The sequence below is a fragment of the Methanosarcina sp. WH1 genome (assembly GCF_000970005.1).
GTDB lineage: Archaea > Halobacteriota > Methanosarcinia > Methanosarcinales > Methanosarcinaceae > Methanosarcina.
Map to the genome: position 1 here is coordinate 2,024,056 of NZ_CP009504.1, position 23,815 is coordinate 2,047,870.

27 protein-coding genes and 1 pseudogene are annotated in these 23,815 nt (G+C 39.9%); 13 read left to right on the forward strand and 15 right to left on the reverse strand.

All coding sequences use genetic code 11. From position 1 onward, the window contains the following. Nucleotides 1-29: 29 nt before the first annotated feature. Nucleotides 30-779: an endonuclease III domain-containing protein gene (locus MSWH1_RS08840; RefSeq protein ID WP_048127835.1), complete on the reverse strand. Its 750-nt coding sequence runs from the start codon at nucleotides 777-779 to the stop codon at nucleotides 30-32. Between the two features lie 458 nt (nucleotides 780-1,237). Then, nucleotides 1,238-1,651, reverse strand: a complete 414-nt coding sequence (gene tnpA / locus MSWH1_RS08845) for an IS200/IS605 family transposase (RefSeq protein WP_156148120.1) — start codon at nucleotides 1,649-1,651, stop codon at nucleotides 1,238-1,240. Nucleotides 1,652-1,679: 28 nt separating this feature from the next. Here tnpA and tnpB point away from each other — a divergent pair. After that, nucleotides 1,680-2,792 (forward strand): annotated as a pseudogene (gene tnpB, locus MSWH1_RS08850) (IS200/IS605 family element RNA-guided endonuclease TnpB). Nucleotides 2,793-3,010: 218 nt separating this feature from the next. On the opposite strand, the gene MSWH1_RS08855 reads toward tnpB, so the two are convergent. The 5 genes from MSWH1_RS08855 to MSWH1_RS08875 all read right to left on the reverse strand — a co-directional run bounded on the left by MSWH1_RS08855 (nucleotide 3,011) and on the right by MSWH1_RS08875 (nucleotide 7,170). Beyond that, nucleotides 3,011-4,414 (reverse strand): ABC transporter permease, encoded by a 1,404-nt coding sequence (locus MSWH1_RS08855; RefSeq protein ID WP_231585682.1) that lies wholly within the window; start codon nucleotides 4,412-4,414, stop codon nucleotides 3,011-3,013. Beyond that, a complete protein-coding gene (locus MSWH1_RS08860) occupies nucleotides 4,392-5,729 on the reverse strand; it encodes a COG1361 S-layer family protein (protein ID WP_048127839.1) in 1,338 nt (445 codons plus the stop codon). The genes MSWH1_RS08855 and MSWH1_RS08860 overlap by 23 nt, the downstream gene beginning before the upstream one ends. Nucleotides 5,730-5,749: 20 nt before the next feature. Beyond that, nucleotides 5,750-6,469 carry an ABC transporter ATP-binding protein gene (locus MSWH1_RS08865; protein ID WP_048127841.1) on the reverse strand — a complete coding sequence of 240 codons (720 nt, stop codon included), beginning with the start codon at nucleotides 6,467-6,469 and terminating at the stop codon, nucleotides 5,750-5,752. Between the two features lie 87 nt (nucleotides 6,470-6,556). Further along, the gene (locus MSWH1_RS08870; protein WP_048127843.1) at nucleotides 6,557-6,763 is read right to left on the reverse strand and encodes a helix-turn-helix transcriptional regulator; all 207 of its coding nucleotides are present in this window, start codon (nucleotides 6,761-6,763) and stop codon (nucleotides 6,557-6,559) included. A gap of 20 nt (nucleotides 6,764-6,783) precedes the next feature. After that, nucleotides 6,784-7,170, reverse strand: coding sequence for a hypothetical protein (locus MSWH1_RS08875; protein WP_048127845.1), 387 nt, complete (start codon nucleotides 7,168-7,170; stop codon nucleotides 6,784-6,786). A gap of 613 nt (nucleotides 7,171-7,783) precedes the next feature. Between MSWH1_RS08875 and MSWH1_RS19050 the strand changes: the two genes are divergently transcribed. Continuing rightward, nucleotides 7,784-7,945, forward strand: a complete 162-nt coding sequence (locus MSWH1_RS19050) for a hypothetical protein (RefSeq protein ID WP_197074579.1) — start codon at nucleotides 7,784-7,786, stop codon at nucleotides 7,943-7,945. On the opposite strand, the gene MSWH1_RS19055 is transcribed toward MSWH1_RS19050, so the two are convergent. Beyond that, the gene (locus MSWH1_RS19055) at nucleotides 7,936-8,091 is read right to left on the reverse strand and encodes a hypothetical protein (protein WP_156148122.1); all 156 of its coding nucleotides are present in this window, start codon (nucleotides 8,089-8,091) and stop codon (nucleotides 7,936-7,938) included. The genes MSWH1_RS19050 and MSWH1_RS19055 overlap by 10 nt on opposite strands. Before the next feature lie 150 nt (nucleotides 8,092-8,241). Between MSWH1_RS19055 and MSWH1_RS08880 the strand changes: the two genes are divergently transcribed. Next, nucleotides 8,242-9,075, forward strand: coding sequence for a YihY/virulence factor BrkB family protein (locus MSWH1_RS08880; protein WP_048127847.1), 834 nt, complete (start codon nucleotides 8,242-8,244; stop codon nucleotides 9,073-9,075). A 401-nt stretch (nucleotides 9,076-9,476) separates the two neighbouring features. Here the strand turns inward: MSWH1_RS08880 and MSWH1_RS08885 are convergent, their stop codons facing one another. Continuing rightward, nucleotides 9,477-9,782, reverse strand: a complete 306-nt coding sequence (locus tag MSWH1_RS08885) for an MscL family protein (protein ID WP_048127849.1) — start codon at nucleotides 9,780-9,782, stop codon at nucleotides 9,477-9,479. 371 nt (nucleotides 9,783-10,153) lie between these two features. Between MSWH1_RS08885 and MSWH1_RS08890 the strand changes: the two genes are divergently transcribed. Continuing rightward, on the forward strand, nucleotides 10,154-10,972 hold the full coding sequence (locus tag MSWH1_RS08890; RefSeq protein WP_048127851.1) for a hypothetical protein: 819 nt from the start codon (nucleotides 10,154-10,156) through the stop codon (nucleotides 10,970-10,972). 496 nt (nucleotides 10,973-11,468) lie between these two features. Continuing rightward, nucleotides 11,469-12,863, forward strand: a complete 1,395-nt coding sequence (locus MSWH1_RS08895; protein WP_048127854.1) for a TRAFs-binding domain-containing protein — start codon at nucleotides 11,469-11,471, stop codon at nucleotides 12,861-12,863. A gap of 285 nt (nucleotides 12,864-13,148) precedes the next feature. Here MSWH1_RS08895 and MSWH1_RS08900 read toward each other — a convergent pair whose 3' ends face one another. The 5 genes from MSWH1_RS08900 to MSWH1_RS08920 form a co-directional block, all read right to left on the reverse strand. Continuing rightward, nucleotides 13,149-13,400 carry a winged helix-turn-helix domain-containing protein gene (locus MSWH1_RS08900; protein ID WP_369798588.1) on the reverse strand — a complete coding sequence of 84 codons (252 nt, stop codon included), beginning with the start codon at nucleotides 13,398-13,400 and terminating at the stop codon, nucleotides 13,149-13,151. A 696-nt stretch (nucleotides 13,401-14,096) separates the two neighbouring features. Further along, on the reverse strand, nucleotides 14,097-14,723 hold the full coding sequence (locus MSWH1_RS08905; protein ID WP_048127858.1) for a LysE family transporter: 627 nt from the start codon (nucleotides 14,721-14,723) through the stop codon (nucleotides 14,097-14,099). Between the two features lie 235 nt (nucleotides 14,724-14,958). Next, complete coding sequence (locus MSWH1_RS08910; protein WP_048127860.1) at nucleotides 14,959-15,711, reverse strand: ABC transporter permease; 753 nt, start codon at nucleotides 15,709-15,711, stop codon at nucleotides 14,959-14,961. Continuing rightward, a complete protein-coding gene (locus MSWH1_RS08915; RefSeq protein WP_048127862.1) occupies nucleotides 15,708-16,511 on the reverse strand; it encodes an ABC transporter ATP-binding protein in 804 nt (267 codons plus the stop codon). The genes MSWH1_RS08910 and MSWH1_RS08915 overlap by 4 nt, the downstream gene beginning before the upstream one ends. Nucleotides 16,512-16,751: 240 nt before the next feature. Continuing rightward, entirely contained in the window at nucleotides 16,752-17,087 is a 336-nt protein-coding gene (locus tag MSWH1_RS08920; protein ID WP_048127864.1) for a hypothetical protein, read from the reverse strand. Between the two features lie 313 nt (nucleotides 17,088-17,400). Between MSWH1_RS08920 and htpX the strand changes: the two genes are divergently transcribed. From htpX to MSWH1_RS08935, 3 genes are all read left to right on the forward strand, one after another. Further along, entirely contained in the window at nucleotides 17,401-18,285 is an 885-nt protein-coding gene (gene htpX / locus MSWH1_RS08925) for a zinc metalloprotease HtpX (protein ID WP_048127866.1), read from the forward strand. 45 nt (nucleotides 18,286-18,330) lie between these two features. Next, complete coding sequence (locus tag MSWH1_RS08930) at nucleotides 18,331-18,960, forward strand: hypothetical protein (protein WP_048127868.1); 630 nt, start codon at nucleotides 18,331-18,333, stop codon at nucleotides 18,958-18,960. Between the two features lie 155 nt (nucleotides 18,961-19,115). Beyond that, nucleotides 19,116-19,646 carry a metal-dependent hydrolase gene (locus MSWH1_RS08935; protein ID WP_048127870.1) on the forward strand — a complete coding sequence of 177 codons (531 nt, stop codon included), beginning with the start codon at nucleotides 19,116-19,118 and terminating at the stop codon, nucleotides 19,644-19,646. A gap of 293 nt (nucleotides 19,647-19,939) precedes the next feature. Here MSWH1_RS08935 and MSWH1_RS08940 read toward each other — a convergent pair whose 3' ends face one another. Beyond that, the gene (locus MSWH1_RS08940; protein ID WP_369798589.1) at nucleotides 19,940-20,905 is read right to left on the reverse strand and encodes an ABC transporter permease; all 966 of its coding nucleotides are present in this window, start codon (nucleotides 20,903-20,905) and stop codon (nucleotides 19,940-19,942) included. 241 nt (nucleotides 20,906-21,146) lie between these two features. On the opposite strand from MSWH1_RS08940, the gene MSWH1_RS08945 reads away from it, so the two are divergent. The 5 genes from MSWH1_RS08945 (at nucleotide 21,147) to MSWH1_RS20075 (ending at nucleotide 23,737) form a co-directional block, all read left to right on the forward strand. After that, nucleotides 21,147-22,028, forward strand: coding sequence for a carotenoid biosynthesis protein (locus MSWH1_RS08945; protein ID WP_231585680.1), 882 nt, complete (start codon nucleotides 21,147-21,149; stop codon nucleotides 22,026-22,028). 175 nt (nucleotides 22,029-22,203) lie between these two features. Next, on the forward strand, nucleotides 22,204-22,671 hold the full coding sequence (locus MSWH1_RS08950; protein WP_048127878.1) for a DUF3795 domain-containing protein: 468 nt from the start codon (nucleotides 22,204-22,206) through the stop codon (nucleotides 22,669-22,671). Next, nucleotides 22,668-22,790, forward strand: coding sequence for a hypothetical protein (locus tag MSWH1_RS20540; protein ID WP_255350455.1), 123 nt, complete (start codon nucleotides 22,668-22,670; stop codon nucleotides 22,788-22,790). Before MSWH1_RS08950 ends, MSWH1_RS20540 begins: the two co-directional genes overlap by 4 nt. 96 nt (nucleotides 22,791-22,886) lie before the next feature. After that, nucleotides 22,887-23,168, forward strand: coding sequence for a hypothetical protein (locus MSWH1_RS20070; protein WP_231585679.1), 282 nt, complete (start codon nucleotides 22,887-22,889; stop codon nucleotides 23,166-23,168). A 200-nt stretch (nucleotides 23,169-23,368) separates the two neighbouring features. Continuing rightward, nucleotides 23,369-23,737: a hypothetical protein gene (locus MSWH1_RS20075; RefSeq protein WP_231585677.1), complete on the forward strand. Its 369-nt coding sequence runs from the start codon at nucleotides 23,369-23,371 to the stop codon at nucleotides 23,735-23,737. Nucleotides 23,738-23,815 lie beyond the last annotated feature (78 nt).

The window sequence follows — 23,815 nt, forward strand, 5'->3', positions numbered from 1 at the left end:
CTTTAAAACCTTTTAATTCATAGAAATTTTCATTCAGGGACAATTCTTAGAAGCGGACACTGCGAATAATTAATCTTCTTTTGATAATACCTCTTTGCATGTTCCACAAGAAGAGCATGGTATTCCTGATAGATGGCCAGGTCTTCCGGTAAATTTTCTTCAAACAGAGACTTGATTTCTGAATATTTTGCTTTCTCTTCAGCCAGGCCAAGATTGCTTAGAACTCTTCTGGTGTATGCATCAACCACAAACGAGGGCTGTTTAAAGGCGTACAGCAAGATTGAATCGGCAGTTTCGGGCCCAACACCTTTTATCGAGAGCAGTTCTTTCCGCTTAGGCATTCTGCTTTTCAAATTCAGAAACCACTCGGCAAGGATTTTGAGACGCATTGCTTTCTGGTTATAATATCCTGCAGGCTTTATGGCTTCTTTTAAGGTTTCTGAGTCAAGGGATAAAAGTGCTTCCGGAGAAAGGGAGTCCATTTGCCTGAGGTTGATGAGCGCTCTTTCAACCTGCTGCCAGCTCGTATTCTGCGTAAGCAGGGCTCCGCAAATAATCTCAAATTGCTGACTCTCTGTATGTGGATAGGTGTAGTCTCCGGGATGATACCCCCGGATAGATCCTGTTTTTGTGGGATTTGTCCCGCTACTGTCTTGAAGTTCTGTTAAAGGCCACCAGCCCTGAGGGCCGTATGAACCAAAGAGGAAGCCGTAGATCTTACGGATAACAGGTTCATTAAAGGTTCTTCCGGAACTGAGGTTCTGAACACTCTTCTTCATTTCAACACATCTATATCAGGGAATTCCATTTTAATTCTTCCATATCCAGAATATCTGGAACTTGTTTAAAAATATCCTTTCAAAATGTTTTGATGCAATTCTACTTTAAATTGCCTGCTCTTTAATCAGAAAAAAGGTAAAGTTTCTCAGTCTGCCGGTCTGAAGGCAGGTGAGAAAATATTGAGGTGAATAAAATTTTGGACTATAATCATCAAATGTTTGACCATAATTATTAGATGTTATACTATAAATATTAAATGTTTGACTATAATTATTAAATCTTATACTATGAATATTAAATTTTTGATTATAATTATTAAAGTTATATTAGAATTATTAAAATTATACTATAACTATTAGATGTTGGACTATAACTATTAGCCTGTCTGCAGGCATCGGTTTATATGAAGAAGCGTAAAACCCCTGAGTCTTTAGCTCAGGGGATATAAGCGTCAACTTCAACCCTGATTCCGTATGTAATATTCTGCCGCCTCTTTACTCACATTTCCGATAGTAGACGCAAAATAACCATCACTCCATAACGTATTCTCACCCCAATAATACTTTTTCAGATATTCTTTTTGAGTTTTCCATAACCTGTTAGTATATTCTTGTTTCAATTTTCTGACAATTGACAAAACGCTAACTTTCGGCTCACTCTTGATCAAGAAATGAATATGGTCTTTGTCAGTTTCCATTTCAAGGATTTCAAAGTTAGACTCTTTTGAAATGTCACTCATAATCTGTTTGAGTTCTTCGCTAATTGGTTCAAGTATGACTTTTCGGTATTTGCAAACAAAAATAACATGATACATTAACAAAAATTTGCTATGATTCCGTGTTTCATACTTCGTATTTACCAAAAAGTATATATGTTGTTAAATCATATAATGCCTTTGTATGATGCAAGCGTTCAAATTTAGACTCTATCCTACAACTACACAAGCTATTCAATTGAATCAGCATATAGGTAGCTGTAGATTTGTCTATAATTGGGCACTTGACCAGAAAATTAAAACTTATGAGCAGGCAGGGGAATCAATTTCCAGATTTGACTTAAACAAATTAATTCCTACTCTAAAGGCTTCTAATGAGTGGTTAGGAGAAGTTAACTCTCAATCATTACAGGGGATGACTAAGCAGGTTGAATCCGCTTTCACTAGATTCTTTAGAGAGAAAACAGGGTTTCCAAAGTTCAAATCAAAAAAGAATCCGATACAGTCTTTCCCTGTACCTCAACACTACACTGTAAACTTTGAAAATAATACTATCAAGCTTCCTAAAATAGAACCAATTAAAGCAGTTCTTCACAGGAAGTTTGAAGGAGAGCCTAAAACGGCTACGGTATCAAGGACATGTAAAGGACATTACTACATCAGTATCCTTGTTGAAGATGGAAAAGAACTTCCAGTAAAGGAAGCTTTCACAGAATCAACAACAGTAGGAATTGATGTAGGTATCAAAGACTTTGCTGTCCTTTCAACAGGAGAAAAGGTTGAGAATCCAAAGTACTTGAAAAACTCTCTTAAAAGGCTCAAAGTATTACAGAAAAGAGTCTCAAGGAAACAGAAAGGCTCTAAGAACAGGGCAAAAGCTAAACGAAGACTTGCTGTACTCCATGACAAAATAACAAATCAGAGAAATGACTTCCAGAACAAACTCTCTTTTAGACTTGTTAGCGAAAACCAAGCTGTAGCTCTGGAAACTCTAAATGTTAAAGGCATGGTTAAGAATCATCACTTAGCACAGGCTATAAGTGATTCTGCGTGGAGTAGTTTTGTAATAAAGTTGGAATATAAGGCTCAATGGTTTGGAAAAACCGTCCTGAGAATAGGACAATTTGGACCCTCTTCTAAGCTATGTAGTGTGTGTGGATACCACAATAAAGAGCTTCAGCTAAAAGACAGAGAATAGATTTGTCCAGACTGTAAAACCAAACACGATAGATACATTAATGCCGCTATCAATATTAAAAAATTCGCTCTCATAGATCAGAATCTAATTGGATTATGACACCGTAGGGACTACGGGGATGAGCTTGGGGACTTGCCCTCAATAGAGGGAGGAATGAACCAAGAAGCCACTCAGTCTTTAGCTGAGTGGTAGTTCACTTGGTTTATTTATTTCAGGCTCGGGGTTGCACCGGTCAAGCAGAGTACTCAAGCCTGTTTTTGAAGGCTGCCCTTCTTCTTTTAAGGGGTAAAAGGCGCCTTTTCAGAATCCCGTTTTCTTCACTCATACCTCAGAGCATCCACTGGTTTCAGTTCTGACGCATTCTTTGCCGGCACAAGGCCTGCAATAAGCCCCACAACTATGGAGACCAGGGTTGCAACAAGGGTTCCTTTCAGGCTGAGGGCAAACTCGAAGGGAACGTTCATTTTAATTGAAATCAGGAGCAAGATTGCCTGTACTGCAGCCGTGCCCAGAAGGATGCCTATTATCCCGCCTACAAGGCTGATCATTGCGGCGTTGCAAAGAAAAATCAGCATGATATCACTATTCTTTGCTCCTATTGCTTTCATGATCCCTATTTCTTTTGTCTTCTCAAGTACAGAGGTAAACATTGTATTCGCGATTCCTGTAGAGCCTACAAGAAGAGAAATGCCTGCGATGAATGCCAAGAAGGTTGTGAGGCCGTTAATCAGCTTTTGGGTACTTTCAATCGCTTCTTTTGGGGAGTTAATATAAAAGTCCTGCGTATCTTCGGTAACTCTTCTCGAGAATCTCAATTTACGTTCAATCTCCTGAAGGGCTGAATCATAATTTGCCCCTTTATAGAGTTTTATTTCTATGCTGTTATAGACGTCTCTTCCCCTTTCAGGTATATCCTCAGCACTATACGGAATGGAATATACCTCCTGGTAAGGCATATAAACGCTGCTCCCAAAAAGCCCTCCCAGGCCTCCGAGAAGCCCTCCGTCCTTTGCCAGGATTCCGATTACCCTGTAAGACCTTCCATTGAGGAGGACCATCTGGTTGAGCCGGATCTCCCGCTCGAAGGTCTCTTTTGCGAGTTCGTTTGAAATAACCACAACCGCCCGGTCTCCGGGTGCCAGCATCCTGCCCTCTTCCACCTTCTTTTTTGTAAGCTTGGGCCAGACATTCGGGTCTACACCTTTAACCCTGACATAAGTCGTCTCGCTTCCTAATTTTAATTCAGCCCCTTCTTCAACGTTGACGTTTACATACTCTATGTCCGGAATACCCCTAAGAACAAATACATCCATCCTTGTGAGTTCTGCCTCTGTTACGGGTTCAAATTCAACAGGACCGGAAATGCCATTTTCAGACTCCTCTTTGGCTTCTGCAGTTATCCCCGGACTCCCTGAGGCTTCTCCCGTATCTTCCCCATACCCCGAATCATCTTCATATGATATTTGAAAAGGAGTTGATGCCACGATTGTAATGGTATCACCTCCCAACCCTTCCAGTGTTTCAGTCACTTGCTCCTGGAAATACTCCCCGGTTGTAACAATTGCCATTACCGAGGCAATGCCTATAATAACCCCTATAATGGTCAGCCAGCTCCTCAACTTATTGGCTTTGACCATGTTTAGGGCAATTTTTAAAATCTTTGCCAGTTTCATAGAAACACAGACCCGGGCTTTTAATTTACTCGTCCGTATTTTTTTCATCCATCTGGTTTTCGCCGATCCGTTCTCCTTCAGCATTCTTTTCTTTCATATTTTTCTGATGCTTCTTATAAGCAAAAAAACTTACAGCACCGAGAAGGATGAGTAATACAAGTTTATATGAGAAACTCGACCCACTACTTTCTTCTGGCATTTTGGAGCCTACCGGAAGGGTAGAAGGGAAAGCATAAAGGGAGAGTACATTTTCCTCAACCTGCCTCATTCCATCACTGGAAGTATAACTGATTTCAAATTTTAGTGGGAGATCCTGGCCAACAGTTTCGGGTTCCAGGCTGAAATCCGCAATCGTGTAGTCCCCTTTTTGCAGGTTCCCGAGAATTACCGAATTACCACCGTCTGTTACAGTCCAGTTTTCCTGCAGGGGGACAGAAATCTTGACTGAGTTTGCTCCGTTGTTTCCTATATTGGAAACCGAAAAGGTGTAAGCTCCCGTAGAGCTCCTTTCCATGAAAGCAATATCAAAGTCCGTGGTACCTCCTATGTAGATTCCTGCTTTACTTTCGATTGTTTTTCGCTTTTGGTTTTCTACAGTACCTGCTTCCGTAATTGTCTGGAGCTCCTCAATATCGTCATATGTAAGCACCATATCCAGCTTATACAGACCTGGCTTTGTATTTACGTTGGTCAGGACCTCGAAGCTGACATTGGCAGTTTCTCCAACATCAATAAGGTTTATATGCTTGACATTGCTGGAACCTACAGGCAAGATCACATCATTTGTGGATTCCCAGGAAAACATTGAGTTTTTGAGAGGAGAATTTCCCACATTTTTTATGCCGAAAATAAGTTTGGTTTTCTCTCCGGGTATCAGCTTTTCGACATTGATGTATTCAATTTCAGCATTTGATTCGCTGTTAATATCTATCGTGAGTTCCCGGGTAAGAGATACTTTATTTTTGCTGCCTGTTGAGTAGAGGTATACTTTGAGGGGATACTTACCTTCGTTGACATCATTTTCAACTCCGAGTTTTAACTTCACGACCTTTCTACGGTCATCTTCGGAGCGTTTTCCCAGTGTACCTATATTCTCTACAAGTGTTTCTCCCGAAAGAGCCCTGAAAGGATAATCTGGCTTGATTTCCAGAAAACAGTTTTCGATGTCATCATAACCGGTGTTCTCGATCGAAATCCTTACTTCAAGCACATCCCCGGGCTTTACAGGGTCAGGGTCCTGGTTGAGAAGGTTAATACTTAAGCCCTTATCAAGACTCCCGCTTGCAGCAAGGACGGTTTCGCTGCATAAAGACAGACTAAGCAGAATCACGCAAATTAAAATGATATATTGTTTAAAACCCATTTTTGGACACCTCAATTTACTTATTCCTGAATTTCAGGACTGATCTGTTCTTCATTTGGTCCATCCCTTATCATCTCCCCATCCTTGAGCTGGATGTGCCGGCTGGCATATCCTGCAAGGTGCATGTCATGGGTGACCATAACTACTGTTTTACCTTTTTCCTTCCAGAGCCTGTAAAGAATTGAAATCACTTCATCTCCGGTGATGCTGTCAAGAGCTCCTGTCGGCTCGTCAGCAAGGATAATTTCGGGGTCACAGGCAAGGGCTCTTGCAATCGAAACTCTCTGCTGCTGGCCCCCGGAGAGCTGGGAGGGTTTGTTCTGCATCTTATCGGAAAGCCCTACAAGGTCAAGTAATTCTTTTGCCCTTTTTTCTGCAGTATTATCGTCAATCTCCTGGATTTCCAGGGGCAAGAGCACATTTTCAAGAGCAGTCATTCCGGGAATCAGGTTGTATTGCTGAAAAACAAACCCAATTGTTTTGCCTCTAAGGGCTGCCAGATCTGATTCCTGAAGACCGGCTATATCCCGGCCTTTCAGGAAAATTTTGCCCTGCGAAGGAATATCGAGACAGCCCACCAGGTTCATCATTGTAGACTTCCCGCTTCCTGAGGGACCGATTATAGCGGCAAATTCTCCTCTAACCAGTTTCACACTCACATTTTTCAAAGCATTGACCTGAACTTCGCCCATCTGATAGGTTTTCCAGACATTCTTAAAGACGATCAGTGTATTTTCCATATTTTCTCCTGAAGAACTTGCCTGGTAAATATAATGCAACATTTAATAAGTTTATTTAATTTGATTCAATTTTGAATAATTACGTCATCATTCAAGATCAGAATCCTCAAAAATAAATAATTCATCAATTGTGGTATCCAATGATCTAGCTATTTTATAGGCAAGCTTCAGAGAAGGGTTATATTTTCCTTTTTCAAGGAAAACAATGGTTTCTCTCCGGACCCCTACCAGATTTGCAAGAGCTTCCTGGGTCCGGTCGTGCCTCGCCCGAAACTCCTTTATCCTTGTTTTCACTCTTAATCCTCCGGATGTCCTTACTCAACATCCCCCTTTTGCATGAAATGCCACCTGAAAACATTTGCTGAAATGCTCATGAAAATAAGAAGTATTCCAAGCACACCTCCAACAGTAAGTTCAACCAGTTTGAAGTATTCCACCCAGTAAAGCACTGCAATGAGCACCAGTGTCAGGAGCCAGGAATAAGTTATTCCGTAAGCTGCCAGTTTTTTTGTTCTCTCGTCCCTTTCCGGAAGGTCCCCCTGTCTGAAAAGCCTGAAGGCTGTTATAACAAAGAGGATCAGACCCACGTTGATCAGAATAATAGAGGTGTTTGTCTCAAATATATGAAAAGCTGCCGAAAGCATCCCGGCAAGCATAATAATTATTCCCAGGACCAGTTTGAACCTGTATATTTTTTCCATACTTTTTGTCCTCCTTCTTTCTGTATATTTGTTCCATGCTTTTTTCACAGATTGCCTAAAATCTGTTTTTTATTTATAACATATTATTCGGTATTTCAAACATTAAGTTAGATATTTTTAACATCTTCTGTTATTTCTATTTTTGGCCTGAAATGGAGGTTTAAGTTAGAAATCAACCACATAATGAGAGATAAATGCAACAAAATGTGTATTTAATATAACTAATATCCCCAGGATAGCAAAAATCATCAGATAGCAAAAATCATCAGATAGCAAAAACGCCAGGATAGCAAAAATAGTTAGAATTCCTGTTCCAGGACAGGTTTTTATCTAATCGGTTTTAAGATCAAATCTTCAATTGCTCAAACTGTGAAGTGAAATTTGAATAAAAGATATAAAGAATAAACTTGAGCATAGTTTGATTTAAGTTATGCAGTTCAAAAGAATAAACTTGAACATAGTTTGATTTAAGTTATGCAGTTCATAGACCATTAAGGCAATATATGCCCAAATATGTAGCTATGCAAACTAACTGTGCAAGGGGTTTTATTCAAATTTCACTTCACAGTTTGAGCATAATATTTGGGGATACATTAATATGGGTATTTTTTCTATGAGAATAAGTTCGGATCTGAAAGCTTTTCTTGAGGCAGAGGATCTGGATGGCTTAATGGAAATAAAATCAAAACTAAGGCAATTAAATAAAAAAGATATTAAGAAGATTCTCTCCTTAAACCTTCAGCAGGAAACCCCTGAGTCTTTAGCTCAAGGGTAGTTGACTTTCAATGCAACTTTATGTGTATATCCCGAATATGAGGGATTTTGTATAAAACCCCTGAAGTTTTCTTCAATTTGAGGAATCTCTATCTTATTTAATCTTTTTTTATAAGCTCTGTCCTTTAAATAATCCAGAGTTGCCATATTTTACGTCCTTGAGTGAAAAAACCAATCGCCGGTTTTAAAATCCTGAATTTGACCCCTATTTCTGTTTACTTGCAGAAATAAGATTTTGCAGAATTTTGATAAGAGATGTTTAATAAAAGATCCATACATTATGAATTAAGGGGAAATATGAATTTCGGGTATATAGGAAAGCTGATCACCGGGACGATAAAAGAGTGGATGGAAAACAATGCACGGACTTACAGTGCCGCACTGGCATTTTATTTTGTGTTAAGCCTTCCTGCCCTTCTGCTATTTTCGGTATTTGTAGGAAGTATTTTTTTCAGGTCAAAACAGATTCAGGACAGCATAATCAATAACCTTCAGGGACTCGTTGATCAGGAGGTGATTGATATGATTAGTTCTCTCTTCGAGTATATCCCGGACATTAATTCCCTCTCAATAGGCGCATTTGTCGGCTTTGTGATTCTTCTATGGAGTGCAAGCAATGTTTTCCGGCAATTGAGAAATTTCCTTGAGAGAGCCTGGGATATTAAACCCGAGAAGTCCAATACTGTTAAAGATTTTATAAAGAATGCAATTGTTTCCTTTTTTGTAGTGATAGTTTTTGGTGGGCTCTTTGTGCTCAGCATAATTGTCGAAGGAGTTCTTTATGCAACTTCAAAACTGTTTCAGGATATTTTCCCCTGCCCCCCGATTCTTGCCCATTATGCTGGTTCCATAGCCAGTTTCCTGATCCTTGTCCTGTTTTTCATGCTTGTCTACTGGGTATTGCCCGATACAAAGCTTGATCTAAAACCTGTTTTTGTAGGGTCGCTGGTAACAACAATTCTCATAACCATAGGCAAGTATGCCCTTGGAATTTATTTTACATACATCAACCTTACAAGCGTTTATGGAGCAATCGGGTCGATTGTTGGGTTATTTCTCCTTATCTATTACATCTCAATTATGATTACAATTGGTGCGGAGTTCACGAAGGTTTATTCAGAATCATTCTGAATCGTAAAGTGTAAACTTCCATAAAAACAAACATGAAATTCTTCAGATTACAGGCACAAATAAATGAAAGTAATTTTCAAATTACAGTACTTTCATGTCAATAAAAAATTTGCAAAAAAATATCCCCCAGACTGAGATAATATTTCCCTTTACTCAGGAGACCTTTTTTAATCAAAAATCCTGAATCGCAATTCGGGGGGTCTAAAAATCCAGTATTACACATATTTAAAAAATTCCTTTTTGAATAAAGGGGTAAAAAATGATATATAAAAAAAGGCATGGCGATTTATGTACCATAAAAAAGGTATGGCAGTTTATGTACCCGGAAATATAGGCTTATAATTTACATAGGCTTATAATTTACCCAAAGACTCATTATAAGCCGCTTCTGTTTTTGGAAGTTATTTTTTTTCTACCCTCTCTTCTTTTAGCATCTTTTTTGCAATGATAAAGACCACTAATGCAATTATTATGAAATTTATCAATTCTCCCAGAAAAGCTCCCCAGCTAAGTACTATTGGCCCAATTGCAAGGGTTGCAGTTTTCCAGGCCCCTCCAGGGATAAAAGGTGTGATGATCGGCATGACAATGTTATCTACAAAAGATTTTATAAAAGCCGTGGACGCGATACCCATGATCAAAGCAATTGCCAGTGGAATTACCTTGTATTCGTAAAGGAATTCCTTGAATTCACTCAGAAGTCCCATATTCATCCTCCGCATAATTGAAATAATATAAATTGTCGGGGTAAGTTTTAAGAGGACAAGAAACATTGATCAGAAACAACGGTAGGAGGCAAAGAATAATGGGTGAACTACCCCGCCCTGCTTTCTGATGAAAGCGAGTAATGGAGTGAATACACAAAATGGTCCCTTAATCTAGTTTATTCTGTACAATTATAGCTATATTGATGTAACTATAAGTGTGAATAATTATGCTACTGTTGTTTTGTAGAAGTTGACGGCTTTCATCTCCCACCTGTCGCTTACGTTCCGAGGAAGGGGACTTTCCGCCTTAAGGTTAAAATACAAAAGGTTAACAAGACTTTAAGCCTAAATTTTGTGTTCAGGGGTTAAAAATGGAAAATACACTTCTCACGATTTTTAGATTGAGCCTGTTCGAAACCCTCTGCGTCACAGGCTCTCTGATCCTTATAGGCATGATCCTCGGGGTGCTTGAGCACCGGGCTAATTTTTATATCCAGAGTATTTTTGGCATGAAAGGGATCATGGCTACAGCCTGGATAGGCACCCCAATCCACGAACTTGGCCACCTGCTGATGTGCTATCTTTTCAAACACAAGGTAAATGAATTCAAGCTCTTTAGCCTGAGACCCCGGGACGGAGTCCTTGGATACGTCAACCACAGCTGGAACAAGAAAAGTCTCTACCAGAATATAGGGAACTTTTTCATAGGCATGGGTCCCATATTCAGCGGTACCTGCGCCCTGATCCTCGGGATGTACCTGTTCCTGCCTGATTCCTTTGCCACCTTTGCAAATTATCTGACCCTTGATCCCGGTCAGCTTGATTCCCGGACGTTATCGAGTATTTTCGTGCTGACAGCCCAGCTTTTTAAAAGCATTTTTTCGGTAGAAAACCTGGTTTCCCCCAGTTTCTGGATCTATTTTGCCCTTGCAATAGGAATTTCTTCCCACATAGCCCTGAGCAAAGAAGATCTTAAAGGAGCAGGAAAAGGCCTGATTGCAATATTCACTTTCATTTTACTGGTAAATGTGATTGCCCTTATTCTCAATGTCGATTTTTCCAGCTTTTTTACCGGAATTCTTACTTTAAATGTTTACATGGTGGCGTTTTCAATGGTTTCGGTTGTGTTTTCTTCGATCAGGCTGGTTTTAAGCGCTTTTGTTTATACTCTTGTGTCCAGAATCATGTGATGTGAAGCAGATTTTCCTTCTATAGTCATCAGATGTAAAACTATAATCCTATGTGAAATTATAGTACAGGCATACCAAAAAATAGAAATAATCAAAGTTATGCTGACACACCCGTTCACGCCCTCTCAAAATTCCGTTAAAGTAGACAATAATTTTAAACGATTTATTTAAGCAGAAGTTAATAGCCAATAAAAATTGATTTGATGAATCATAATATCAGTAATGATACAGAGAACTTTCCCACATCCACAGCAAGCGAATAGGCTATTCGACTGAATTACCCTGGTTTATTTTTAAGTGTACTACAACTAAAAAAAGCAAAAATAACTATTTATGAAAATGTTTATCAATATATAAAAAACGTAAGTATTACATCCTTATAAAAAAAGACTTATTTGCTTCCAATGTAATTTTTGAATGCTGATTTCTGAACTCTGAGGCTATTAATAAATTGAAAATGTTGTCTTCGTAGGGAATTATTGGACTGGGTGAATTAATGAGCGGAAATAGTTACAAATCAATATGTTTCGTTGCTATGCCCTATGGCAAGAAAACTGATTTGGCCACTGGAAATGAAATCGATTTTGACAAAATATACGAATTGGCCATAAAACCAGCGATTGAGGAAGCGGGATTGGAACCACTGCGTGGTGATGAAGAGCTAACTGGGGGGATAATTCATACTACAATGTTTGCCAGGCTGTTACTTTCAGAATATGTGGTAGCTGATTTGACCCTTTCCAATCCGAATGTATTTTATGAACTGGGAATCCGTCACGCCGTCAAACCATTTACTACAGTGCCCATTTATGCTAAAATACATCCGTTACCTTTTGATGTAGATATGATTAGAGCAATTGGTTATAACATGAAAAAAAGTGTCTTATCAAAAGAAGCAGTTTTATCAAAAGAGGCAGCTGAAATTCTAAAATCTGAAATAATGAAACGAATTCAACAAGCAATCAACGGTCCTCAAACAAATGATAGCCCACTGTTCGAATTGATCCCTAAGTTTCCAGCTATCGAGCTACCATATGAAGTAACTCATTCTATAAAAGAGCGAGTTAGCCACGAGAAAGAATTTCAAGAATGTCTTGAGAAAGCCAAATTAAAGCCATCTAATCGAGAACGATGTATGGCCTTGATAGAAATCCAACAAGAATTAGGCGATCTGAAAAAGATTCAAGCTAGTGTACTCGTAGATCTGATGCTTTCTTTTCGCAGTGTGGAAGCTTGGGACGAAATGACGGATCTTTGTGAAGCTTTTCCAGATTATTTAAAAAATAATATTTTTGTACGTCAACAGTGGGTCTTTTCACTAAATCGACGGAACAAACCGGGAGATAGGAATAAGGCTATTTCTCTTCTCACAGAGGTTATGAAAGAATACGGCCCCGATCCCGAGACTCTTGGTATATTAGGGCGCATACACAAGGACTGCTACTGTGATGCAAAAGAGAAGAGAAGTATCATGGCTTTAGCTGCTCTGGACGAATCAATTTCTGCTTACATTAAAGGTTTCGAGTCAGATCCTCGTAATTACTATCCAGGCATAAATGCTATAACACTACTCATTAAGAAGGGCGATGAAGAATCTTTGAAAAAAGCGGAAGAGCTGGCTCCGCTGGTAAGTTTTGCAGTGGCTCGCTGTGGCGGCGTCAGTTCCAATAAATACTGGGATCTTGCTACAGTGCTCGAGCTTAATTGCATAAGTAGTGATTGGATCTCAGCAGTAAACATTTTGCCAAAGGTGCTATATAGAGCAAAAGAATCATGGATGTTAAAGTCTACATTAAAAAATCTCACAATGTTAAAACAGGCTCGTGTTAGCCAAGGTCATGATACGGAAAAGCTTCAAGAGATTATCACAAAATTCGAGGAATGTATATAATCTTGTAACTATTCAAATAGCCTTATTAGAGCTCCACAATTTGTCCTTTTTCCCAGAAAAAATTGGATCTAAAATGAATCAATTCTCTCCTTGATGAAACGTGAAAAGATTCTTGCTCTGTGTATTTTAAAAAGAATGGCATGAATGTAATGGACGCTATTCTAACAGCACTCAATGGAGTGCCGCTATTATCCTGAGAATTGCAGCATTTTGCTGAGAAAACATACTTTTTTATCAGTGGTCGAATAGTTACAAAAAAATTAAAAAAAGCAAATGGAAAGCAGTTTAAAGCTCGATTTCCTTAGCTATATCCTGAAAAACCTTTCCTTTATCAGTCGTGATGAAAAGCCCGTTTTCATTCCTGATAAGCTCTTTTTCTTTTAACATTTCCAGGTATTTCTGAGCAATGTTGAAGTTAAGATTTACCTCATAAACGATATGGGTTTTCTTTGCCCCATTATTTGCTATTTTTAAAATAGCTACTGCGATATCAGTCCTGCTTCTTCTCTGAATATTGACTCCTCCCCCACAATAGATTCAAAAACAATCTTTGCTAGAATTCCTACTCAAAAAACATCTTAAATGACGTTTATTTATATTCAACAAAGATCATAAATAATAAATACTTCACTTTCTATATAAAGATCTCGGTTTTTAATAGTAAATAAATTTATAATAAAAAAGTAATAATTTATCTTAGGTGTATATTGGATTTGAAAATCATGTTGGTAATTGAAGAATCTGATGTACAAAAACTTCAAGCTTAAAGAAAGCCTTGTATTGGGCTTCTAACAGATATGCTGGAAAAACTATTTCATATAACAGCATTCCGACCTTGAAGAAAATCAGCTCCAAAAGAAAATTGGCTCCAAAAATTCAAAAAATCACAAGCATAGAGCAATAACATTGCAAATTCTAGGGTATGTAAAAATGGCGTGGAAAAAAGTAAAGAATATTTTAGGGGATTAAATTGGGTTGGATTAATTGGAAGGAAAACACTTAACATCAAAAATTTAGTTTGATAAATTTTGGATTGGATTTCTAATTCCTTCAAATTTGCATATAAATGAAAAAATGAAACTTTAGGTGCCGAAAGCAGGTAAGTTCATGTGATTACCTGTTTTTAACCTGTGATCCACGGCTGCTTCACAGCTTTTTCCTTTTATCTCTTTCTCTCTTCTTCTGTCTTTTTTCAGGGGAAAGGCCGCTCTTCTGCATCGAGCGTGACAAATCTCAAATTATATTCAACGAATCTAGGCCCACTTTAATAAAAGTTAATCCAAAAACAATCTGTGCAATCCCCAGAACACGGATGATAGAAAAGTAATACTTGCTATTTATAAAATATTTTGACTTCTCTACGATTAACGCAACAATTACCTTTGAGCCTACAAGAAAGATATAGAAACCGGTTATGAATAATATTGTAGCCCAGACATGAGTGCTAAAGCTCTTATAAATTATTGGCCCACCTATGGAAAGCCAGAAGACATATGGGTGCGGGTTCCCGAAGTTAACGATAACTCCTTTTTTAAGGGAGTCTTTTTTTTCTAAATTTAATTCAACGTTGTCCTTTTTGATTTTCAGCGATTCGATTCCTGAATATATCAGATATGATGCCCCAAAAAACGCAATGACCCCTATAAAAAAAGTAGAATTTGTCAAATGTGACAGAACAAACAGTACAGCTAAAATTATTGGCAGATCCGTAATCAAAGGAGATACTGCAACCTTTATTCCTTCCCATTTGCCGTGCTGTAGAGTTTCAGAAATAGTGACAGCCAGCAGTGGGCCCGGAGACATTCCCGCAGCGAGACCAAGAAATGATCCCAGGGCTAAAAATTCAATAATATCCAGCATCTTTACTGCCTCATTTTTTAATATGCCAATTCAAAGAATCTGCTGTAAAATCTGCTGAGATGTGAATGTAGCTAATAATACTACAACGATGCAAAATAACACCTCAATGTTATAAATAATACTTTGATGCTATATAATACACACTATATTAAAAGGAATGATGCTATATAATACACACTATTTTAAAAGGAAATTCGAGTCTTTAAACCCATATTTTCTGGAAGGAAGGAGGCGCTTATGCCTCAAGCTTCGAAAACAGCACTGCTCCGATCGCACAGACAAGGGTTGCTAATATACCTATTACTGCCAGGTCGTTATAGATACCAAACGTGCTCATCCCGGCAATGGCTCCTCTCAGGCCGTCAACACCGTAGGTAAGGGGATCGATCCTGCTTATGAAGTAGATTGCAGGAGGAAGGTTTTCCAGGGGGAAGAGGGCTCCGGACAGGAAGAAGATGGGCATGATCAGGAAGTTCATGATCAACTGGAACCCATGCATATCTTTCATTTTTGAAGCTATGGCAAGGCCAAGACCTGTAAAGAAAATGGCTATCAGGAACATGAAAATTAACCCCAACCCAAGGTTAAAAAGGCTGGAAATCCTGAATCCCAGAACATAGGTCAGGCTCAGCACGATCAGACCCTGGATCATGGCTATGGTTGCGCCCCCAAAGGTTTTCCCTATCATTATTTCTGTCCTTGAGATCGGCGCTACAAGGGTCTCTTTAAGAAAACCGAACTGCCGGTCCCAGATGACCTCCAAGCCTGAAAAGATAGCCGTAAAGAGAATTGCCATAGAAACTATTCCCGGGGCAAGGAAATCCATGTAGTTTGCCCCTCCGCTGGCTCTACTATACATGGGACCGAACCCGAACCCGAAAGTGATCATGAAGAGGAGGGGCTGTCCGAGAGAACCCAGCAGCCTGGATTTCGAGCGCCAGTAATGTTTGAGCTGTCTGAGCCAGAGGATGTAGATTACCTCGATCAATGCCGGTTCCTCCTTCCCATGCCTCGAATCGTTCTCATTTTATTTGCAGTTTCATTATTCTCATCCCGGATATCCCTGCCTGTCAATTTCAGAAAAGCTTCTTCTAAGGATTCGGTTTCTGTCTTTCTTAGAATTTCTTCAACTGTGCCGGATTCTATTATATTCCCGTGATCAATGATTGCGATCTGGTCTGCAATCGCTTCGGCTTCTTCCATATAGTGTGTGGTCAGGAAAATTGTCATTTTTCTTTCTTCGTTCAGGTTTTTGATATGGGTCCAGATAGAGTTTCGGGTCTGGGGGTCAAGCCCCACAGTGGGCTCATCGAGGAAAAGAATTTTCGGGTAATGGACAAGCGCTCGAGCAATCTCAAGCCTGCGCTTCATTCCACCTGAATACTTTTTAACGTAATCTTCCCGCCGGTTCCAGAGCCCGACAATATCCAGGGCTTTCTGGATTCTTTCTGCTCTTTCTTTTTTAGGCACTTTGTAGACAACTGCATGATAGACCATGTTTTCGTAAGCTGTAAGCTCTTCATCAAGGCTGTGGTCCTGAAAGACTATCCCGAAAGATGCACGAGCCTTATCCTGTTCTTTCAGCACATTGAACCCATTGATGCTTATTTCCCCTGATGTGGGCTTCAGGACTGTTGTGAGCATTTTAATAGTTGTTGACTTGCCTGCACCGTTTGGACCAAGAAAAGCAAAGATCGAACCTGTTTCTACATCAAAACTGATGTCTTTTACAGCCGTAAAATCATCGAATTTCTTTGTAAGAGATTTGACTGAGAGTATGTTTTGCATGGATTGGACCTGAAATTATTTTTTAGTATCAGAAAAACAAAGGTATCCTGAATTTTTTTCCTGAATCAGTTGAATTCCTTCCTGATAAAAAAGATATCGGTGTTTTTACTGAATTGGGGATTTGATTTCTCGACAGTCTGCAAGTAGATCTCCTCAAAGTCAGTGAAGTCCTAGTTTATCTGGTCTTCAATCTGGTCTTCAGGGGGTCTTTGCCTATGATCATACCTTTTCCGAAAGGAATCAAAGATTTCCGTCGTCTTTAATTATTTTGTTCTGGTACTTGACTTCAAGGGCAAGGAGTTCTTTTTCTTCTTTGTCTCCTTTTATCCCTCCTTTTATCCCTCCTTTTATCCCTCCTTTTATCCTTCCTTTTATCCTTCCTTTTATCCTTCCTTTTATCCTTCCTTTTATCCTTCCTTTTATCCTTCTTTTTATCCCTCCGTCATCTTTTTCTCCTTTCCAGATTTTTACGACAATGTCTGCTTCCCACCTGTCCTTGTGGTAAAAGATGAAATCGTTGAAACTTCTGCCGGTCTCGGAGCAGATGTCCTTGAAATGCCGGGCAAAGTAGATCACTGAGACAGCTTCTACAAGGGAAGGGTTGATTTCACGTTCCCGGAAGTAGAAAAAGCGACTGATTTGATTATCTGAACTTACTTATTTGACAGGGTTTTTGGATAACTTCGGATTTTCCTGGTTCTTGCGGAGGAAGGAATTTAAAGTGAAACCTTTGCTATGTTCTCCTCTTCTCGCCGCTATCTGAATTATCGATTCGTTTCATCATTCATTTTATATAGTCAGAATATTGTTTTATAGTTCATTTAATCTATCATTCAATCTATTAATTAGTATCACTTAACCTGTCAAATAGAGGCGGGAGTAATAACATATGAAAAGAAAATGGGAACGGGACTTAGGACTTCAGGGGCGGATGCTCTTTACGATGTTTCTTCTGGCAGCAGTTTATCTCTTTTTCCTGGCATTTCTTTCTTACTATGGAACGTCTCAAATTTTCATGGTATTATTTATCGGGCTTTTCATGGGCATTCAGTACTTCTACTCGGATAAAATGGTGCTCTGGACAACAGGAGCACATATTGTCTCTGAAAGTGAAGCACCGCAGCTGCATGATATGATCACCAGGTTATGTGCAATAGCCGACCTCCCGAAACCACAGGTAGCAATTGTCCAGACCCGAGTTCCAAATGCTTTTGCCACAGGCAGGAGCCCAGGTAAAGCTGTTGTTGCAGTCACAACAGGGATTATGGACAAACTCTCTCCAGCCGAACTTGAGGCAGTGCTTGCCCATGAACTGAGCCATGTAAAGAACAGGGACATGGCTGTCCTGACGATTGCCAGTTTTATCTCAACGGTGGCTTTCTACATTGTCCGCTACAGCCTCTACTTCGGAAATATGGGAGGAAATCGACGGCGGGACGGGGGAGGAATTATACTTGTCTGGATTGTTTCAATTGCAGTCTGGGTAATCAGCTTCCTGCTAATCCGTGCCCTTTCCCGCTACAGGGAATTTGCTGCAGACCGGGGGTCGGCAATCATTACCGGGCAGCCTGCAAATCTTGCCTCTGCCCTGATGAAGATAAGCGGGCTCATGGACAGGGTGCCAAACGAGGACCTCAGAAAGGTAGAGGGAATGAATGCCTTCTTCATTATCCCCGCAATCTCAGGTTCTTCGTTTATGAATCTCTTTTCCACTCATCCTTCAGTGGAAAAAAGGCTAGCTCAGCTTGAAAAGATGCAGAAGGAAATGAATTAAATAAGGCAAAGCTGAAGAAGAGTTTTTCAGAGGAGATAGGTTAAAATGGGTTTGCGGAATTTTCTGGATGCAATCACAGGGAGGAGCAGGCTTCCGAAAGCAAAAAGTGAAAAACTATTTGCAATCTCCACAGCCAGCATTACCCTTGAAAGCAATATGGGCCTTAAACCGTCAGGAGCTGCGGGAATTTGTTTTAAACCAATAGGGGCTACAGCTTATGAATCCGCCCGACAGGAGATCGAAGAGCTTCTTGAATATAGCTCAAAGGAGACTGAAACCGAGTTCAGGCTGAAAAAAGATGAGTTCGAATTCCTCTGGGCTATTTTTAAGGACCCTGATTTCGAAGACCTTGTTGCAAACATCCACCTCGTGAGCCAGACCCTGGAAGACCGCGGCTTTGGAGAGCAGATCCTCTGTGCTATTTACAGATTTGATAGCGAACCTGAAGCCGGGACAGCCAGATATGAAGGAAGATCCGGACAAAAGGCTGGCGGTGGAAAAGCAGTTTACTGGATCTACAATTTTAAACAGGGAACTTACTATCCTTTTATTCCGCTTTCTAACAGGCAGAGGGACAGCCCATTTGAATTCAGGCTTAGGACTGCAATGGAAAGGGAAATGCCTGTCGAAAAAAATGTGGAGAAATGGTATCCTCTCTGGGGGATTCCCTTTTAAACACACACCTTTTTTTTAATTTATAGACCAGAATAATTTCAGTTTAACTTTTCTTTTTACTTGTTACTTTTGAAAACTATAAGTTTGGCTTCATTAAATGAAGGTTTATATAGAAACAATCACTATTTAAATAGAAAAGGGTATTCTGATTTTCGATGCTTCTCTTTGGACACCTAGGTATTACGCTCGGGATATTTTTTGGGCTGGGAATTTTCATACCCCGATTAAGGACTATCATAGATCCACGATATCTGGCAATTGGAGCTATTCTCCCCGATTTAATAGACAAGCCTATAGGCGAAGTAATCTTTGCTTCAACTTTCGCAAACGGACGCATCATAGGCCATACCCTGCTATTTTCCCTTCTTCTCTTTATAATAGGCTTATACATGTACGGAAAAAGAAGAGATATCAGGGGTCTCTCTCTTACAGCTGGCTCTTTTTTACATCTCTTTGAAGATCAGATGGGATTAGATCCTCAAACTTTTCTCTGGCCCCTATTCGGATGGAGTTTTCCCAGAGAATCAAGAGATTACATTGGACTGGAACATCTACTAGAAATGCTTGAAGAATCTTTTCACCTTGAGTTCCTGCAAAATCACATGACTGAAATCCTTGGAGTGGTAATAGGGTTCGTTCTGGTTTATTACCTGTCGAAAAAATTAATCGGAAATGAAGAACTTTGATCAGGTCGTAAGAGAATAACTTTGAAAGTATTGGAAGGGAAAACTCTTATGAGATCGTAAAAAAAGAAACTTATAAGGTCAAAATGATTTTTATAATGAAATAGCCGCATATTATGAAGCCTGTTATGTAAAGTCCTGCTGTTAGAGTATCTGGTTTTTCATTGTTTTTTTTCATTCACTTTCCTCTTTTTCTTTATGTTATGTATTCTCTTCTTCAAAAAATTACAGTTGTACTATATCTGAATCTGTTATATATCTGAACATATGACACTATTTTTGAATGAACTTGTATTTTATACTTTTGAAACAGGTTTTTTGTTTAAGAGTACAAAGAGAACGCCCAGCCAGGCAACACCAATACTATCGATGACGATTATTTTTCGCAGAACACTTCCGTTAAATGTCTTTTTCCATACAGAAACATATTCGCTGGAAATGTAATTTTCAGCAGGATATTCTTGAAAGAGCTTGTCCAGTACCGATTTTTCCGAGCCGTTCGCTGTAAAGATAAAGATTTCATTTGCATATTCCGGATGAAAATAATCATTCGTTTTCTTATAGTCGAGATTTCTTGTTACAAATTCATTAAAAGTACCCGCTTCATATTGATAGAGTCCATAGTTTCTTTTTGCGTCAAAGGAGATGTAACAGATATCATATTTGTTTATGCCCACGATGGTATAGGTTTCATTTTCATAGTTAACCCTGCTGCCGATTGCCCGGGTCAGCATTTCATCGGTATATGCAAAGTGTTTTTTCAGCAATTTCTTTGAAATTGTAATTTCATGGGCGCCGTCCCGGGGAAGCCTGCCTTCTTCCAGATATTCTGCCCCGTAAGGGATAACAGTCTGATTAAGGTAATCCTGTGCTATAGGTTCAAGCACTGCAATGAGATTCAATTTATCCAGTAATCTACCTTCTCCTGCACCTGTATAAATAATGGGATCCAAATAACTGGGATCGTAAAGAACTACGTTTTCAACCCCGTCCATTGAAGCAATCTGAGGAATGTCTTCGTAGCTTATCATCCGGTCATAGTTCTCAGGATCAAGATCCAATTCGGCTCCTCTTACATAAACTGCATTAAGGTCCCCATATGTGTGGTCTGCCTGATAGACAGCAATAATATTGCCCGGAGGTATGGTTTCCGTACAAAAATTATTGGTAATCTGAGAATATGTGAACAGGGATAAGGCTATGATAACAAGTAATGTTAGTAAGACTGACAGAATTTTGATTTTTTTATTTGTAAAAATTATTTTTAGCCAACTCCTTGCTGTTAAAAGGGGAGTTTACCCTAATATTCGATAGATCCAGCTCTATAGATATTAATCTTGTTTTTTGTTTACTGGTCCGTTACTTATCAATATACGAGGTATTATAAGAGGCATTATGCGAAGGCATGCATTTATGAGGCATTATGTGAAGGCATTATGCAAGGGAGTGTGTGATCAAATGTTTTCACAAGTTTTTTAAACTGTCAATTAGTATTTAATGCGCATGCCTGTGCTAAATCTATACTTTCTCATCTTCGAGATTCTGGTTTTAGTGCTCTTTCTGGCCTGTCTGCAAAATGCATGGCAGCAGGGCTCCTGGGTGGTCTGGCAACTTCTTTCCGGGGTGCTATTCGGCTTGCTGCTGGAATGGGCTACAATCCAACAGCTCGACGCCTACGAATACGGACGCTTTCTTGTAATGCTTGGGCCTGTCCCTGTGGTCGTTGGGGTGGCCTGGGGAACTATTATCTATAGTGTTCGCTCCTTTTCCGAAAAAACCAACCTTCCGGAATGGGCACGCCCGGTGCTCGACGGCCTGATGGCCTTGAGCATCGACCTTTCCATGGATGCAATAGCAATCCGCCTGGGAATGTGGGATTGGGGAAAAGGTCTTGATTATCAGTTCTTCGGTGTTCCTTACAACAACTTCTGGGCATGGTTCTGGGTTGTGTTCTCATATTCAGCAAGCCTTCGATTGCTATCAAAGCTCCCTGGCTTTGGAGGACGCTGGTTCTCCCCTGCAGGGGCCATAATCTGTGGCACTGCGGGCGTGCTTATTACCAACGAGCTCATTACCAACATTCCCAATGACCTGATACATTACGCCACTATCGCTGCAGTCTTAGGAGGTGCTCTGCTATTGATTTTGGCATTACGCCCGGAAATCTCGGTCCGACCTCAGGCTGCAATTGTCTTTCTTGTGCCTCTCGGATTTCATGCCTATTTCCTGATAGCAGGATTGGTTTCAGGCGCCATCCTGAACCCACCCTTTTTGCTAGTGGTAAGTATAGTTATGAGCATAATAGCACTTGGGCTTCATCGAGATGCTCTAAATTACTGTTATCGGTCTAACAGAGAAAGCAAAACAGAAAAAGCAAGTAATTAAACCACCGACTAATAAAAAAGTAAGTTACCAGGGAAAAGTAAGGGACTAGATGAAATGTCGTATCAGAATGTTGCCGTTTCTGCTACGGATTTTTGTGATGGATATTATATTTTCATAATCAGTATGAAGATTCACTACCACCTCCTTTATATAAAAGCAAGTCGGATTTTTCTGTATGCAGGAAGAAGAGGAAAAAGAGCTTACAGCTTATTGCGGACTTTACTGCGCTGACTGTATCCATTTTCGGAACAAGCACAGTAAACTTGCGGGGCAGCTGAAAGAGGAGCTTGAGAATATAGACTTTCAGAGCTATGCCAGCGTAAAAAGTCCTTTTGGTTCGGAGTTCCAGCAGTACAATGTGTTTTTTACCATACTTGAAGCCCTTATGAACCACTACTGTTCTGAAGGCTGCAGAACCTCAGGAGGGTGTAGTGCAGCACCCTGCCAGATAATTCGGTGCTGCAGAGAAAAAGGCTACGAGGGGTGCTGGGAATGCGGGACTTTTGAAACCTGTGAGAAGTTCGAATTCTTAAAACCCCGCTGTGAAGCTTCGATAATGCATAACCTAAAAGAAATCAGGGAAAATGGTTTTGAAGGCTGGAGCAAGCGCCGCCGACCTATTTATAACTGGCAGCAGGTATGACCGAAGAAAGGTCTAAAAGGAAGGATCCAAAAGAAAGGATCCAAAAAAAAGGATCCAAAAGAAAGGATCCAAAAGGAGGGATCCAAAAGGAAGGATCAAAAGAAAGAAAGGAAACTTAAAATAACTCCTAAAGAAGTAATTAAATTTTATTACACTAAAAATTGAAGCACTCAAGAACCTTCCAGTAATCAAAAACTATTATCGTGTTATGGGCAGTGAAAAAAATAGGCACTGATTTCCTCGAATACTCCCAGAAGAACAGGTTTCCCTCAGTGCTTGTTATAGACAGGGACGAAAATGCATCTGCATCAAGAGAAGCTCAGGTTCTTAAAACCAGAAGTAGAAGAGAAACTAGGCAGTCTGAAACCTACTTTTACGCGATGGATATGCACGATATCCCATTTCTCCCAAGTTTAGGCATCCCTGAAAATATAATCCCTGCCGTGCCCTGTCACACGGTTGCGTATATGCTTAGACCTCCTGAAGTTCCCGATTAAGGAGACGAGGACAGAGGAAAACCACAAAATAAGCCTTCCTGAAATAGATAGCCCTGAAGAAAATTGTTCTGGGAAAAACAGACCTGTCAGACCTGTAAATGAACTCTTCATCAGACCTGAAGATCAAGGGCTCATGTCATTTTTCAAAAATATTGCATCGGCATTTCCCACAAATGTAATCGCAAGCAGTTACCCTGAGTATGCCTGAGTATGGCATGCTGTTTTTCTCATACGCAAGGGAGGGAGAAATCTGTCCGACCGACTGTCCCGGACTAAAAGACAGATGTCCGACCTTCAGAAGAAATAAACCGAAAACCATTACCGAATACACCAGGGAACTCAATAATACCATTCCTGACCAGGTCTTTGAGAGCCCCCAGATGAAGCCTGGAATAGGCGGGCTTAAGGGAGAAAAGTTCAAACAGAATATGCTGGAAATCATGGAGTTCATAAGTACGCTTCAGGAAGACAGAAGCTTGAAAAGGTCTGAAAAACTGGAGGATAGAGCTTTTTTCGTAGCTACTACCTACACATGCCATGGGGTTCTGAACTTCTTCTACGTTACCTGAGTTTACTTATCCAAAGTATCCGGCTGCCTTTCATAAACCGGCTTTCAGAGACAAAAGATACATCTGTCAGCAGGTCCG

Excerpts from the sequence above, each read along its gene's own strand:
- MSWH1_RS08860 (WP_048127839.1), bottom strand. The coding sequence starts at position 5,729 with ATGGGTTTTAAACAATATATCATTTTAATTTGCGTGATTCTGCTTAGT.
- MSWH1_RS08895 (WP_048127854.1), top strand. The coding sequence starts at position 11,469 with ATGAGCGGAAATAGTTACAAATCAATATGTTTCGTTGCTATGCCCTAT.
- MSWH1_RS08935 (WP_048127870.1), top strand. The coding sequence starts at position 19,116 with ATGCTTCTCTTTGGACACCTAGGTATTACGCTCGGGATATTTTTTGGG.
- MSWH1_RS08875 (WP_048127845.1), bottom strand. The coding sequence starts at position 7,170 with ATGGAAAAAATATACAGGTTCAAACTGGTCCTGGGAATAATTATTATG.
- htpX (WP_048127866.1), top strand. The coding sequence starts at position 17,401 with ATGAAAAGAAAATGGGAACGGGACTTAGGACTTCAGGGGCGGATGCTC.
- MSWH1_RS08945 (WP_231585680.1), top strand. The coding sequence starts at position 21,147 with ATGCCTGTGCTAAATCTATACTTTCTCATCTTCGAGATTCTGGTTTTA.
- MSWH1_RS20540 (WP_255350455.1), top strand. The coding sequence starts at position 22,668 with ATGACCGAAGAAAGGTCTAAAAGGAAGGATCCAAAAGAAAGGATCCAA.
- MSWH1_RS20075 (WP_231585677.1), top strand. The coding sequence starts at position 23,369 with ATGCCTGAGTATGGCATGCTGTTTTTCTCATACGCAAGGGAGGGAGAA.
- MSWH1_RS08890 (WP_048127851.1), top strand. The coding sequence starts at position 10,154 with ATGGAAAATACACTTCTCACGATTTTTAGATTGAGCCTGTTCGAAACC.
- MSWH1_RS08855 (WP_231585682.1), bottom strand. The coding sequence starts at position 4,414 with ATGAAAAAAATACGGACGAGTAAATTAAAAGCCCGGGTCTGTGTTTCT.
- MSWH1_RS08840 (WP_048127835.1), bottom strand. The coding sequence starts at position 779 with ATGAAGAAGAGTGTTCAGAACCTCAGTTCCGGAAGAACCTTTAATGAA.
- MSWH1_RS19050 (WP_197074579.1), top strand. The coding sequence starts at position 7,784 with ATGAGAATAAGTTCGGATCTGAAAGCTTTTCTTGAGGCAGAGGATCTG.
- MSWH1_RS08880 (WP_048127847.1), top strand. The coding sequence starts at position 8,242 with ATGAATTTCGGGTATATAGGAAAGCTGATCACCGGGACGATAAAAGAG.
- MSWH1_RS19055 (WP_156148122.1), bottom strand. The coding sequence starts at position 8,091 with ATGGCAACTCTGGATTATTTAAAGGACAGAGCTTATAAAAAAAGATTA.
- MSWH1_RS08915 (WP_048127862.1), bottom strand. The coding sequence starts at position 16,511 with ATGCAAAACATACTCTCAGTCAAATCTCTTACAAAGAAATTCGATGAT.
- MSWH1_RS08885 (WP_048127849.1), bottom strand. The coding sequence starts at position 9,782 with ATGGGACTTCTGAGTGAATTCAAGGAATTCCTTTACGAATACAAGGTA.
- MSWH1_RS08905 (WP_048127858.1), bottom strand. The coding sequence starts at position 14,723 with ATGCTGGATATTATTGAATTTTTAGCCCTGGGATCATTTCTTGGTCTC.
- MSWH1_RS08950 (WP_048127878.1), top strand. The coding sequence starts at position 22,204 with ATGCAGGAAGAAGAGGAAAAAGAGCTTACAGCTTATTGCGGACTTTAC.
- MSWH1_RS08930 (WP_048127868.1), top strand. The coding sequence starts at position 18,331 with ATGGGTTTGCGGAATTTTCTGGATGCAATCACAGGGAGGAGCAGGCTT.
- MSWH1_RS08865 (WP_048127841.1), bottom strand. The coding sequence starts at position 6,469 with ATGGAAAATACACTGATCGTCTTTAAGAATGTCTGGAAAACCTATCAG.